16 protein-coding genes are annotated in these 13334 nt (G+C 62.0%); 5 read left to right on the forward strand and 11 right to left on the reverse strand.

Annotation, left to right across the window (positions count from 1 at the left end):
* Positions 1-111: 111 nt before the first annotated feature.
* The 10 genes from QZY03_RS19235 to nifH all read right to left on the reverse strand — a co-directional run bounded on the left by QZY03_RS19235 (position 112) and on the right by nifH (position 7978).
* The gene (locus QZY03_RS19235; RefSeq protein ID WP_295583777.1) at positions 112-519 is read right to left on the reverse strand and encodes a Rieske 2Fe-2S domain-containing protein; all 408 of its coding nucleotides are present in this window, start codon (positions 517-519) and stop codon (positions 112-114) included.
* Entirely contained in the window at positions 509-1471 is a 963-nt protein-coding gene (locus tag QZY03_RS19240; RefSeq protein WP_295583778.1) for a hypothetical protein, read from the reverse strand. The genes QZY03_RS19235 and QZY03_RS19240 overlap by 11 nt, the downstream gene beginning before the upstream one ends.
* A gap of 28 nt (positions 1472-1499) precedes the next feature.
* Complete coding sequence (locus tag QZY03_RS19245) at positions 1500-2249, reverse strand: 4Fe4S-binding leucine-rich repeat protein (protein WP_295583779.1); 750 nt, start codon at positions 2247-2249, stop codon at positions 1500-1502.
* Between the two features lie 24 nt (positions 2250-2273).
* A complete protein-coding gene (locus QZY03_RS19250) occupies positions 2274-2555 on the reverse strand; it encodes a DUF6129 family protein (protein WP_295583780.1) in 282 nt (93 codons plus the stop codon).
* On the reverse strand, positions 2552-3268 hold the full coding sequence (locus QZY03_RS19255) for a dinitrogenase iron-molybdenum cofactor biosynthesis protein (protein WP_295583781.1): 717 nt from the start codon (positions 3266-3268) through the stop codon (positions 2552-2554). Before QZY03_RS19255 ends, QZY03_RS19250 begins: the two co-directional genes overlap by 4 nt.
* A gap of 5 nt (positions 3269-3273) precedes the next feature.
* Positions 3274-3468 carry a 4Fe-4S binding protein gene (locus tag QZY03_RS19260; protein WP_295583782.1) on the reverse strand — a complete coding sequence of 65 codons (195 nt, stop codon included), beginning with the start codon at positions 3466-3468 and terminating at the stop codon, positions 3274-3276.
* 53 nt (positions 3469-3521) lie between these two features.
* Positions 3522-3737: a putative nitrogen fixation protein NifT gene (gene nifT / locus QZY03_RS19265; protein ID WP_295583784.1), complete on the reverse strand. Its 216-nt coding sequence runs from the start codon at positions 3735-3737 to the stop codon at positions 3522-3524.
* Positions 3738-3799: 62 nt separating this feature from the next.
* Positions 3800-5371, reverse strand: a complete 1572-nt coding sequence (gene nifK, locus QZY03_RS19270) for a nitrogenase molybdenum-iron protein subunit beta (RefSeq protein WP_295583785.1) — start codon at positions 5369-5371, stop codon at positions 3800-3802.
* A gap of 112 nt (positions 5372-5483) precedes the next feature.
* The gene (gene nifD / locus QZY03_RS19275; RefSeq protein ID WP_295583786.1) at positions 5484-6977 is read right to left on the reverse strand and encodes a nitrogenase molybdenum-iron protein alpha chain; all 1494 of its coding nucleotides are present in this window, start codon (positions 6975-6977) and stop codon (positions 5484-5486) included.
* A 119-nt stretch (positions 6978-7096) separates the two neighbouring features.
* Positions 7097-7978: a nitrogenase iron protein gene (gene nifH / locus QZY03_RS19280; RefSeq protein ID WP_295583787.1), complete on the reverse strand. Its 882-nt coding sequence runs from the start codon at positions 7976-7978 to the stop codon at positions 7097-7099.
* Positions 7979-8158: 180 nt separating this feature from the next.
* On the opposite strand from nifH, the gene QZY03_RS19285 reads away from it, so the two are divergent.
* Positions 8159-9103, forward strand: a complete 945-nt coding sequence (locus QZY03_RS19285; protein WP_295583788.1) for an NAD(+)--dinitrogen-reductase ADP-D-ribosyltransferase — start codon at positions 8159-8161, stop codon at positions 9101-9103.
* Between the two features lie 129 nt (positions 9104-9232).
* Here QZY03_RS19285 and QZY03_RS19290 read toward each other — a convergent pair whose 3' ends face one another.
* Positions 9233-10042, reverse strand: a complete 810-nt coding sequence (locus QZY03_RS19290) for a Uma2 family endonuclease (protein WP_295583789.1) — start codon at positions 10040-10042, stop codon at positions 9233-9235.
* A gap of 291 nt (positions 10043-10333) precedes the next feature.
* On the opposite strand from QZY03_RS19290, the gene QZY03_RS19295 reads away from it, so the two are divergent.
* The 4 genes from QZY03_RS19295 to QZY03_RS19310 all read left to right on the forward strand — a co-directional run bounded on the left by QZY03_RS19295 (position 10334) and on the right by QZY03_RS19310 (position 12507).
* Positions 10334-10732, forward strand: a complete 399-nt coding sequence (locus QZY03_RS19295; protein ID WP_295583790.1) for a hypothetical protein — start codon at positions 10334-10336, stop codon at positions 10730-10732.
* A 4-nt stretch (positions 10733-10736) separates the two neighbouring features.
* Positions 10737-11786, forward strand: a complete 1050-nt coding sequence (locus QZY03_RS19300; RefSeq protein ID WP_295583791.1) for a phage/plasmid replication protein — start codon at positions 10737-10739, stop codon at positions 11784-11786.
* A 182-nt stretch (positions 11787-11968) separates the two neighbouring features.
* Positions 11969-12280: a hypothetical protein gene (locus tag QZY03_RS19305; RefSeq protein ID WP_295583792.1), complete on the forward strand. Its 312-nt coding sequence runs from the start codon at positions 11969-11971 to the stop codon at positions 12278-12280.
* Positions 12271-12507, forward strand: a complete 237-nt coding sequence (locus QZY03_RS19310) for a hypothetical protein (RefSeq protein ID WP_295583793.1) — start codon at positions 12271-12273, stop codon at positions 12505-12507. The genes QZY03_RS19305 and QZY03_RS19310 overlap by 10 nt, the downstream gene beginning before the upstream one ends.
* Positions 12508-13334 lie beyond the last annotated feature (827 nt).

Raw genomic sequence — 13334 nt, forward strand, 5'->3', positions numbered from 1 at the left:
ATAATTATGTGCTGTGCGGTATTTCATTATCGTCTATTATTCCAAATTAATAAAGGCTCACACACTTGGCCTCATGAGCCAGTATTCCTTGTCTAACTTATTTCTGACCCCTTACTCAATACCGAGCAGCGTGGTCCGCTTCTCGGTGAGATACAGCATCCCGTCGCGTTCCTGCACCCGTAGTGGGGTCAGTGACTCGCCGGCGCAGATTTCGCTTAGGCATTCACCGGTCGCGGGTGTGTAGGTGATGCCGTGCATGGAGCAGCGGATGGATTCGCCGGCGGCGTCGAAGACGCGGGGCTGCTCGCAGTCCAGTTCCTTGGGCATGTGCACGCACTGATTCAGATACCCGTAGGCGACACCCTGGAAGCGCAGCAGGATGGCTTCGCGCGGGGTGCCGCGATACAGCACGCGGAACCGGTGTCGTCCCAGTTCCGCCAGTTCGGCGGACGGGCAGATGGGCGCCGCGTGTTTGGGCCAGGCGGCGGACGCGGCCGGGATCGGTGTCTCAGATGCCATAGGGTTGGTTATACCAATCGCGCAGAACCTTCAGATCGCGCACCGGCAGGTAGTCGTAGGCGCCGATCAGGTCGGCGTGGACCGCCTCGGCCAACCGGTGGGAGACCTTGGGGTTCGTGAGCATGTGGAAATACCAGGCGAAGGGGTAGCCGAGCACCCGGTCGAACCCATGGATCTGGTTGGCGAGCTTGACCCCGCGCGCCACCTCGGCATCCGCCAGGCTGGGGATTTCCACAGACGGAATGGGCACCGGTTTGGCGCTGCGGTGGTCGTCACCGTCCTGGTCGCGATACTCGCGGATCGAGAGTACCCAGTGTTCGCAGAAGGCGCTGGTCTCGCCGGCGCTGCTGCGGTCCCAGTCGTCGAGGAAGCGGCGCAGACGGGGACCCGAATCGCTGGACTCCATCAGTTCGTTCACCGGCACGAGACGCCGAAAGATCATCCGTGCGGGCCCCACCGGTTCAGATTCCAGCCGGGGGAAGTCGAGCGGATCAACGAACTCAGCGATGCTGTCGGGGAACCAGTCCGGGTCCGAGATCACCCGATCCAGAACCTCCTGCACCTCTTCGATCTCGATCTGAATGTAGTCACGCGCGGCCGGGCCGGTCGGGACCACCAGATAGTGCGTCTGCCCGTTGAGACGGGTGACGAAGCAGCGCAGGTCACTGACGTAGGCCATCAGTTCGTCAATGTCGCCGCCCGACACGGCCTCCGCCCATTCGGCGACGTGATCGGCGATGCGGTCCCCGTCCAGGCCCACCACCCCGCCCAGGCGGTGCCACCCGCCCCGCGTCATGGCGTGCTGGACATCATCCGCGCCCAGGGCGTCGCGAACGGCCGCGATCAAGGCATCGAGATCCGCACCGGCAGGCAGCGCGGCACAGGCATTCGCGACGCGCAACGCGGGGGTCAGGGACTGGTCTGGATCAAGGTCAGTGGCTGTCGCTACCATGTCGGGCCTTTCATTCGGTGATTTGCGTTCATTTGCGTTCTTGTGCGGACGGGGTTGTCTCGCCCTCAATGCGCGCCTGGGCTGCCGACCGGACATCGGCGTCGGCATCGTCCAACAGCGTGGCGAGCAGCGTCGTCGGCAAGCGTTCCGCCAGACACAGACGCACCCGCCAGTCCGGATCCTGGAGCAGGCCGCCGGCCTCATCGCAGCGGATGCGCCCGGCCACTTTGAGGCGGACTTCCGGTTCCGGATCGTCGCGCATCAGTCCCAGGCTCTCGGGCGGGAGCCGTTCAGCCACGGTGCAGCGCACCTGGCGATCGGGGTCGCGAATCATCCGGAATAGCCGCCCCACCGGTAGCCGCCGCGCGACGGTCTGGCGCACCAGATAGTCCGGGTCCGCGGCCAGGGTTTCGAGACCGGCCGGGGGCAGGCGGTCGGCGACCGTGATCCGCACCTCGCGGTCCGGGTCAGTGATCAGGGGACCCAGGGCCTCGACCGGCAGTCGGTAGGCCAAGACCCGCCGCACGACCTCGTCCGGGTCGGTAATCAGGCTCAGGAGTTTTTGCTGGGAGAGATAGCGCGCGGCGATGGCCCGCCGTTCCCAGAAGGCATCCCCGGCGTAGTCGTCCGCCAGGGACGGATTGACCCGAAAGAAGCGCTCGATCTGGCGCCCGCTCATGGCACGCACGCACACGTCACCCGGCAGGCACCGACCTTGCGTCAGCAAGTCACGCCGGTGGGGGCACCCGGCACAACTGACGAGGGGTTTCGCGGTCACGCCAGACACACGCGGCGCACAGGATCAGGACGCGACGTCCAGTTGCGCCAACACCAGGCCGGTGGCGGCGTCCTGATCGGCGGTGAAGCGCATACAGTGGGCCTGTCCGTCGATCAGATACAGATTGAAGGTGTCGGTGGTTCGCACCGGCACGGGTGCACCGATCCCGGTGCCGATATCATCATCCATGCAGTAGGTGAAATGGATCGGCCGAAACGCCTCGCGCAGGGCCGAGAGGGTCTGGTCGTTGAGCCCAGCCCGCGTCACCACCTGCACCACCTGGTCGATCCGTTCCGCGCTGATCATGCCCCGTCCTCGGCCAGCAGATCCGCGGTTGGTTCGAAGCGGATACGCTCCTCGGGCGCTTGCCCCATCACCTTCGCGAGCCAGGGCGGGGCCTTCTGGGACAGAACCTGCTGGAGCTTGACCATCCGCTCACGAGCGCTGCCGCCGGCCGCGTCCTTGATCGGATGAATATCGAGCTTGATGACCTTCGCGGCCGCCGGGCCGCCGATGCTGGCCACATACAGCACCTGACAATCGCGGATCAGTCCGGCGCGGTGGGCATTGCGATCCTCGGCGCCGCTGTCATCGATACGACGCACGTCGATCAGCCGCACGTCGGAGGCCGAAACCTGATAGACCAGAAAACGGCGGGCGGCGCCGAAGTGTCCGTCCAGCAACTCGCCGGTATCCGAGGCGCAGGCGACGCGGATCGACCCGGGCAGGTCCCCGTCGCTATAGGGGTCAAGCGGGGGAGGGGGGTCGGACTCCGCCACACCCTCGCCCTTGAGGATAGCCAAAGCTGCTTTGAGCGCGTCCAGGTCGATATCGGCCAACTCGCCGTCGGCCGCGGACTTGAGATCCCGGACCCGCAAGGCCCCGAGTTTCTCCACCGTCGGCGGTAGACCGACGGCAGAGGCCAGCACTTTGATCAATCGCGCCGGATCGGTCTCCGGCAGGGTCCGGGCGGCCAGCCCGATGCGCAGGGCAATGTCTTCTGAGATCGGGCTAGCCATGGGGATCAAGCCGCGATAATGCAGTTGTCTTCCATGCAGGCATTGACGCACTGCGGCATATCGAACTCACCTTCGCATTCGTTGCAGGTGTTCGGATCGATCTTGTAGACGCCCTTGAAGGGGGTGATGGACTTGGTGGGGCAGACGGTCTCGCAGTCGCCACACGCGGTGCAAGCGGATCTAACGATTTGCATGGCCATACGATTTCTCCAGTCAATAGGGGCGGGGATGCGGCACGCGGCCCGGCCCGGTGTTATTCAGCACGCTTGAAGCGCAAGGTGGTCGGAAAGACCGGAGGCGGGCTGATCGGGTCCACATACCATTTGGACCCATCGGTCAGCTCAACCTCGCCGCCCCAGCTCTCCGCGGTATCGGTTTCAACGGTGGCGATGGTCTCCTCCATGTCCTTCTTCGCCACATAGAACAACAGGACGCCGGAATCACTCTTGCGGATCATTACACTGGGCATTCACTTCTCTCCTGGCGTCGCCGGTCGGCGCAAGCAGCGCTGCGCCGACCGGCGGATTCGACCTAACGAACCAGGTCGTAATTGTAGTCCGTGGTGCCCATGCCGCGGGTCTCTTCGTCGAGCCGCTCCAGGACCGAGTTGACCAGGGTCGTGAGGATATACATCGCCCCCTCGTAACCCATGGTCGTCATGCGGTGCAGGTGATGACGGTCGAAGATCGGGAAACCGATGCGGATCAACGGAACTTCGAACTCCTTGCCCTTGTGAAGGGTATCACGCTGAATGAACTTGGCGTAGGAGTTGCCAATCATGAAGTCCGGCTTGTTGGTGAACATCAGGGACCGGAAGTGCCACAGATCGGCACCGGTATGCACCTGACCAAGCTTGCCGTAGGGCGACTTCGCCAAGATCCCTTCCACCTCTTTTTTCCAGCGCTTGTTGGCATGGTGGCACAGAATATCGGTCGGCTCGGCGCCCAACTCCAGCAGGAACTTCACTATCCCCAGCACGAAGTCGGCATCGCCATAGACGGCGAAGCGCTTGCCGTGCAGCCAAGCGTGACTGTCGGTCATCATATCGACCAGTCGGCCGCGCTCCTTGGCCAGCGACTCCGGAATGGGCTTGCCGGTCAGTTCCGAGACTTTCATCAGGAAATCATCGGTCCAGTCCAACCCCATCGGGATGTTGATGTGGGTCGCGTTCTGGCGCCAGGTGATCTCAACATGCTTCTTGGTCTTGGGCAACTGCCAAGGCTGGAGCAACAGGGTATCGATGGCGTTGGGGGCATCCTTGATCTCGGCCTGAGTGGTGCCGCCCGCATACATCCGGAACTCGCCGTCGGCCGGGGTATCCAGCACTTCGGTCGGATCGCAGAGCATCGAATAGTCAACGCCCATCTCAGTCATCATGCGATGCATGACGCGGTAATTGCCCAGGTAGGTTTCGAAGCCCGGCACCAGGTTGATCTTGCCGTTGCTGCCGACCACCTTGTCATCCATGGTGTTCAGGGTGAAGTGCCGGACGATACCCTCGAACATGTTATCCCAGCCGGTGGTATGGGAACCCACAAAGCTCGGGGTATGCGCGAAGGGGACCGGAAAGTCTTCCGGAATGTGCCCGTCTTTGCGCGCGTTGTTGATGAAGCTGTTGAGGTCGTCCCCGATGACTTCGGCCATACAGGTGGTGGAGACGGCGATCATCTCCGGCTTGTAGAGCGCGCGGGCGTTCTCCAGACCGTCGAACATGTTTTTCTGGCCGCCGAACACCGCCGCGTCTTCCGTCATCGAGTCGGAGACACAGGCGATCGGCTCCTTGAAATGACGGTTGAAGTAGGAGCGGAAATAGGCCACGCACCCCTGCGAACCATGGACATAGGGCAGGGTCTTCTCAAAGCCCAGGGCACAGAGCACGGCACCCAGCGGCTGGCACGCCTTGGCCGGGTTGATGGTCAGGGCTTCGCGCTTGAAGTTGAGTTCCTTGTACTCTTCAGTGGTGGTCCACTGAAACACCTGCTGGATCTTCTCGTCGGAGTGACGCTCCTCAACCCCATCGCGCTTCTTGGCAAGGTTTTCCTTGTATTCCGGCTGCCTGAACAGGGGGAAGCTCGGCTTGATGTCGTCGACTATCTGGCTCATTCGTATGCTCCTGCCGCGCCGCTAATCCGCGGACAACGGCATGATTGAGACTGCAATGCGGTCTATGAGATTCCTGCCGCGCCGCCGGCTGGTGACCGGCGGGCGGCGACCATCAGGCGCTGGCGCGCTTGGGCTCTTGCTGCTCGGACTGGGCCGCCTGATCGGCGAGCCAGGGCGCATGCAGCTTGGCCCAGCAGGGATTGTTGATGGTCATATCCATATCGCGGGCAAAGATGGCGAAGCCGTCATAGCCGTGATAGGGACCGGAATAGTCCCAGGAGTGCATCTGGCGGAAGGGGATGCCCATCTTCTGGAAGATGTACTTCTCCTTGATGCCGGAGCCGATCAGGTCGGGCTTGATACGCTTGACGAATTCCTCGAACTCATAGCCGGTCACGTCGTCATAGAGCAGCGTGGAATCGGACATATCCTTGATGGTCCGGTCGTAATCGTCGTTGTGGGCGAACTCATACCCGGTGCCGACCACCTCCATCCCCAGGTCCTCATAGGCGCCGATGACGTGCCGCGGACGCAGGCCGCCGACGTAGAGCATGACGCGCTTGCCTTCCAGGCGCGGACGGTACTTGTCGATGACGGCGGCGTACTGCGCCTCGTATTTGGCGATGACCCGCTCCGCACCGGCCTGAATGGTCTCGTCGAAGCAGGCGGCGATCTTGCGCAGCGATTCGGCGATCTTGGTCGGCCCGAAGAAGTTGTATTCCATCCACGGAATCCCGTACTTCTCTTCCATGTGCCGGCTGATGTAGTTCATCGAGCGGTAGCAGTGGATGAGATTGAGCTTCACCTTGGGGGTCAGCTCGATCTCCGCCAGCGTGCCGTCGCCGGCCCACTGGGCAACCACGCGCAGACCCATCTCTTCAAGCAGAATGCGCGAGGCCCAGGCGTCGCCGCCGATGTTGTAGTCGCCGATCACCGCCACGTCATAGGGGGTGGTCTGGAAGCTGTCGTCACCGTCGCGGTTGCCGATGACCCAGTCACGGATCGAGTCGCAGGCAATGTGATGGCCCAGCGACTGGGAGACACCGCGAAAGCCCTCGCAGCGCACGGGCACGATCGGCTTTTCGAGTTCCTTGGCCTTTTTCTTGGAGACCGCCTCGATGTCGTCGCCGATCAGACCGATCGGACACTCGGACTGAACGCTGATCCCTTTATTCAGGGGGAACAGACCTTCGATTTCGTCGATCAGCTTGGCGAGCTTCTTGTCGCCGCCAAACACGATGTCCTTCTCCTGGAAATCCGAGGTGAAGTTCATGGTGCCGAAGGTGTTGACCCCGGTCATGCCGACGTAGTAGTTACGGCGGCCGGCGCGCGAGTATTGGCCGCAGCCAACCGGGCCGTGAGAGATGTGGATCATATCCTTGATCGGACCCCAGACCACGCCCTTGGAGCCGGCATAGGCACAGCCGCGCACCGTCATCACCCCAGGCAATGACTTGCGGTTGGAAGTGATGCACTTCTTGGACTGTTCGATCGACTGATCGTTGACCGCCAAGTGCTTGGCCCGGTCTTTCTTGGCCTTTTCCGGGTAGACTTCCAAGACCTCTTGGATGAGGTCGAGGGTCTCTTCACGAGTCAAATTCGCCATTCTGGCTCTCCACGAAGGGCGCCGCGGCTAATCCGCCGACAAGACGCTCTGCAACAACGCTGTTCTGAACCACCAAGGCGCCGCCGGCGCCCCGGGGCTCGATCTTGGTCCCCGTCCGATCAGGCCGCGACTTCTTCAGCGGCAACCTTGCCGACGATGGACTCGTCTTCCTCGTCCATCAGGCCGAAGTCCATCAACAGTTCTTCCAGAGCATCCATGGTGATCGGGGTCGGGATCACGAAGTTCTTGTTGTCGATGATCTTGTGCGCCAGATCGCGGTACTCCTGGGCCTGCTTGGCGGTCGGGTCGTACTCGATGACCGTCATCCGGCGAATTTCGGCGCGCTGCACGACGTTGTCGCGCGGCACGAAGTGGATCATCTGGGTGCCAAGCTGACGTGCCAGCTCCATGATCAGCTCGTCTTCACGGGCGGTGTTACGGCTGTTGCAGATCAGGCCGGCCAGGCGCACGCTGCCGGAGTTGGCATACTTCACGATGCCCTTGGCGATGTTGTTGGCCGCATACATGGCCATCATCTCGCCGGAGCAGACGATGTAAATCTCTTGCGCCTTGTTCTCACGGATGGGCATGGCGAAACCGCCGCACACCACGTCGCCCAACACGTCGTAGAATACGAAGTCGAGGTCAGCCTCGTAAGCGCCTTCCTCTTCCAGGAAGTTGATGGCGGTGATAACACCGCGGCCGGCGCAGCCGACACCCGGCTCGGGGCCGCCGGACTCGACGCACTTGATGTCGCGATAGCCGACCTTGAGTACGTCCTCCAGTTCCAGGTCCTCGACGCTGCCGGCGTTGGCCGCCATCTCCATGATGGAGTTCTGCGCCTTGGCGTGGAGAATCAGACGGGTGGAGTCGGCCTTCGGGTCGCAGCCGACGATCATGACTTTTTTGCCGGCCTCGGCAAGGCCAGCAACCAGATTCTGGGTGGTGGTGGACTTACCGATTCCGCCTTTGCCGTAGATGGCGCATTGACGCAGTGCCATGGGGAGGGTCTCCTGTGGGTCGCTTTCGCAGCGGTTGAACAAATTTCGCGCTCATGCCCATTACAGCAAACACCGTGCCATCCAAGAATAATATCGTAACACAATGTAACATAGAGTTTTTAAGTAGAAATGCCGGGTTGCAGCCATTGGTAGCATCCACGACAAGTCCAAAGCGGCTGTATGGATAACAACAGAGATCATCACTCGGAAATGGGAACGACACAGGGTCCGCGCCATGTAGCGAACGGGGGGGAAACGCATCCCCCGGCCGATTGCCTGAGCGCTTTCGATCTCGGGCGGGAAACACCGACACCGACATTGCCCGGGTCGGCCCGACTGTCGATCAATCGCTGCAATCTTCCGGCAGTGATCCTGGGCAGCCTGACCTTCCAGCGACACCCGGTCCCGCTGGCGATCGACGGGGTGCGGGATTTTCACGCGGACCTGTGCCGGCGTCTCGATCAGGTGCCCGATCATCGGGCCAGAGCGGAGCGTTTTGTCGATTACATGACGGTCCGCTTCTGCCTGGAAGAACTCGAAGAAGCTGGGCTGACGCCCGGTGGACGCAAGAAATCCCGCGCCAACGCCAACTATCTGCGCTTGGTGCGGGGCTGGTCCTTCGACTCGGATGGCCGCGAGGGGGCGGTGCTCAAGCACTGGGCGGAGACGCGCTTCGGCTTGCTCACCCGCCATCACGGGGGACCGCTGTACGGACGCGGCAGCGAGGCCTATCAAGGGTATCTGGCCGAGGCGGCGCGCGGCATCTACGCCACCAATGCCGTGGAGTCCCAGCTCGACCTCCTTTATACCTATTGTCAGTACGAACTGGCGCGCCAGAACACGGGCGTCACCCATCTAACCCTGCACCGGGGTATCAACCACATCGGCGATCATGAGGTCTTGGGGCGCGAGGCCGACGGCGGCTATCTGGTGCTGCTCAACAACCTGAACAGCTTCACGAGCGAGCGCGAGCGCGCGGACGAGTTCGGCGACTATCTGCTGACGGTCGAGGTGCCGCGCCCCAAGGTTTTTTTCTACAACCGCCTGCTGCCGGGGATGCTCAAAGGCGAGGACGAGTACGTGGTGATCGGCGGGGTGTACGCGGTGCGGATTTCGACCTTATAGCCATCGGACGTAATAACCGGACGTAGGGGCTGGTTTTAAACCCGCCCCTACACCACGGGTCTGTCCGGATACCAGGTAGGAAGGCGATATGAGTGAAGTCCGGTGGGGCAGGGGACAGCGCAACCCGATCTAGTGCAAACCGTCGGGGGCGTCCGGATCTATCCCGAGTGCCCGCAGCCGCTGCGCCAACTGCTCGACGCGTTGATGCTCCTGTTCCGCCCGCAGTCGCTCCCGGTCGGCGCGCTCGTCGGCCTGGTCGGCACGCAGCCGTTCCTGTTCAGCGCGCAACCGTTCCTGTTCAGCGCGTAACCGTTCCTGCTCGGCAAGCAGCCGTTCCTGCGCTGCACGCAGCCGCTCCTGCTCGGCCTGCCGCGCCAGTTCGACCGGGCTCGCGAAGAGGCGGCCCGCCGGGTCGAAAATCTCCAGCGTCTCCGGGCGCACGGCAAAGCGAATCCCGAGCCGTGGGCTGGTCCAGCCATTCAGGTGCGACACCGGACGCAACTGGCCGGCCTGACGAATCCAAATCTCCAATCGATTGTGTGCGGGGTCGTAGATGTAATACTCCTCGACGCCGTAGGTGTCGTAAAACTCCAGCTTGTCCCGCATCTCCTTGGCGCTGTTCGACGGCGACAGCACCTCGAAAACCACCTGCGGCCCGATGTCGGCTTCCTCCCACTGGCGGTAAGAGCCGCGCGGGCCTTTCGGCCGCCCAAACACAACCATGGCATCCGGCGCCATCGGGCCGATCACGTGCCGGTCCGGCACCGGGTACCAGAAGAGATCCCCAGCGACGAAGACATCCGGGCGATCCGCGAACAGAATTTCCAGGTTTTCCTTGATTTTGACGATCCAGTCGAACTGCAGCGTGTTCTCCGCCATGGGTGCTCCATCACTCTCCGGGTAAGGATCATCGGGATCGATACGCAACAAGGGGTTCATGATGCTGACTCCTGGCCGACAATGTCGCGCAAACCCGGCTGGTCGGGATGATGACGCGGCCGGGTCGATGGCAACGGCTAAATAATGCTGCATCAGTTGCGCCGTTTGTGCAACCGCAGGCGTGCGATCGACATCTGCCAGCCGGACGCGCGAACCGCCGGGGCGGCCTTCCAATAACGCGACTTAACATAATATACATTATCGGCCATCCTGACCATGGGGCCGGAGGGCGTCGGGCCGCGTGGTGGCTGGTCTGAGGCCGATTTACTGTCTGAGGGGTTCGCGGCCAATTTGTCCGTTCTGCGGGCGCTGCAACAGCGCTGCGGATTCAGCAATTCACAGGCCGCCGTGGTGTGTGGGGTCACCCTGCGGACCTATCGGCGCTGGCGCTGCCAGGGCAACCCGACGCCGGCCGCGGTGCGACTCTTGGCGATCTTGGCGGGCTTCGTGCCGTGGGTCGGCTGGGAAGACTGGGAGGTCGACCGCGGCTACCTGTTCCCGCCGGGCTTCTCCCGACACGGACTCACGCCGGCCGATTTTCATACGCTGGTGTTCTGGCGTCAGTTGGTCACGGCCTATGCCCAGGACAACGCGACGTTGCGGGCGCAGTTGGCCGATCTGTCCGCCCTACCCCAGCCACCGGCCACGGCGACGGTTACCGCGCTCCAGCGGGCTTCAGCCGCTGGTTAACCGCGTGCTGATCGACTTCATTACCGCGCGGGTCGAGCTCGAGCGCTTCAGCGCTGCGGATCAGGCGGTGTTACGCGTGCACGGTGAGCGGATCGTCAAGTTCTGCCCTACCACGGGCGCGGTGTCCTGGGAGATCTCCACCTGGGATTCGATTCGCTCGGATTCGCATCAGATCAGTGTGCGCGTCACCCCCGATTGTTTGATGGTCAAGGGCTCGCCGGCGCGGGTCATTGGCGACGGCGATGCGGCTTTCAGTTCCGGGGCGGCGCGGGCCTTGGACCTGGTGGGTTGCGTGCAGCGGATGGCGCGTTTCGTCGGCGGTCAATTGGGGGTCACGGCGCCAGAGGTCCGGTTATGGAAGGTCACTCGCACCGATACCACGGCCATGCTGTTGTTGCCCTCACTGGCCGATGTGCGGGCCGCGCTGGCGATCCTGCGCAGTTGCGAAGGCGGTCGTTACCGGGTCTCGCAACAGGCCGGCGATACGGTCTATTGGAGTCATCAGAGCCGTATTAAAGCGGGCAAGGCGTATGCCAAAGGTCCCCATTTGCGGTATGCCATGAAACAACGCGCTTATCAGGGGGTGAGCTATAGCGTGCAACAACTCGATGCCGTTGATCGGTGTTTGCGTCTGGAACTGACCCACGGGGCGCAATTCTGGCGGGAACGGGTGGAGGGCGCTTGGTATGACGTGACGGCGGAGGAACTACGGGCCTGGCATGGTGATTACTTCGGGCGGATGTTGGGTGCAGCTGAGGTGACTGAAATGAACATTGAAGAGCGGGTGAAAGCAGTGGCTGATAGCGATGGGCGGGCACGGGCGGCGGTTGGCACGTGGGCATTGATTCAAGCGTATGGGTGGGAAAAAGCGCGAGAGATGAGCGGCCATCGTGCGACGTGGTATCGAAATCTGAAGATTCTTCGGGCGGCTGGCTTGTCGGATGCCGACCTGTCGGCCGGGAACGTGGTCGCGATTCGCCGGCCGTTGATCCAGTGTCAACAGGTCGAGAGTTGGCCGCAGTTGATGACGGCGGTTTACCAGCACGCGGCGTGAGGGGTTCCGCGGTGTCCAAGGTCAGCGGCGCGGCGGTAGCCGCTCCCGTCTGATCGCGGCTGATTGGCTGTTCAGGTTGAGGGCCGATCGCCGGCAGCATGTTCTGTTTTTTTGAAGCGGACCCCGATCCGGTTGCACCCGGATCGGCATCCTAACCACAACCAACTGAGTAGGAGTCGGCGATGGGTGAGCATATCGTAACGGGTTTTTGTCGTGCGCCGGAACTGGTGTTGCTTGGCGAGTCGGGATTGACTCCGCTTGATCTGCCAGGGCGGACCTTTCGGGTTCGTCGTTTGTGGCGTTCGGGTTTGAATGAACGGTTGTGCGGTCGCCTTGGTGTATTTCTGGGTGTGACCTATTGGTCTGATGGCGATTGGCAAACGTGTTTTCGTTTTTCTAAGCATTCCGGCTTTTTCCAAGACGAGGACTTGTTTGAGGTCTTGGCCTGTGTCGAGTTCTCGCGCTTAGTCTGGCGAACATCGAAATGCAGTTGACCACGCAGAGTCAAGAGAACCTCATCGCGGCTGAGCGCGTGCAGATTCAGGCGGCCGATGTTGGTGGCTATCTGGTCAAGGTCTTTAAGGCGGATCGCGTTGGTTTCTTGTTTTCGGTTGATGGGTTCGTGAAGCGCTATCCGACTGCGGATGAAGCGCAACGGGAGATACAGGCATTGCGTCCTGATTTGGTGATGATTGACCTAACAGCGGATCGCGGGGCATAAGGTTCGGTAGCCTGGTGGGATCGCGAGGTACGAGCGACCCACCAGGCTACCGACTTGGCGCGTACGAAGGAAGGTTTCATTCAGAACAGGATACGGGACGCGATGAGGTGGATGAACATCCACCTGATGTGCGTTCGGCATGACAGGCAGCGATCAGGCGATGACTCGCCCGCGCGGCGTAGCCGCTCCCGAGTGATCTAGGCGGATTGGCTGTGCGGGATGCGCTCCGCTTGACACGTTTCGCTGTGAGGTGGGAGATTTCCCACCTGATCCTTAACCGGATACGTTTTGCGTTGAGGTGGAAGAACTTCCACCTGACCGGAACCGGAAACAGTTCGCGTTGAGTTGGCGGAAACGCCACCTGAAGCGGAACCCTCTTCCTCTCAGCCGTTGCGATGGTCGCGGATCAGTGGGATCAGCCTCTCAGCGCCTGGCGACCTCGCCCTGCCAAACCTCTTCGTCTCTCACCGAGCGTTGCATGGTCGGATACGTGTGGAGTCGGACGCCACCAGGAGCTATGAAATCACGGCTCCTAGACCGGTATGCGAGGAACGAGCATGGTCGGCGGCGCGGTGATCTCGAGCGGGTGATGACGGTCGGCCGCCGACACCCGGCCGGGAGCCGGTTTCAGACTTCCCAAAGCGTGTGCCTTTCAGCGCTCGGCGGTCTCTTTTCTTCTCGGGGGGGTCTAAACCTCGCCTAGGCCGGGATGCGTAATTTCTCTTCCTCTGGATCGAGCGTCGTTTTCGTCCAGAGCCGGTCGGCAACGGCAAACGGATCGACGTTGATCGTGTGCGCAAAGTCGCTCACCCGGGCGACCAACTCCG

Origin of the sequence: uncultured Lamprocystis sp. (assembly GCF_903933125.1) — a bacterium.
GTDB lineage: Bacteria > Pseudomonadota > Gammaproteobacteria > Chromatiales > Chromatiaceae > Thiodictyon.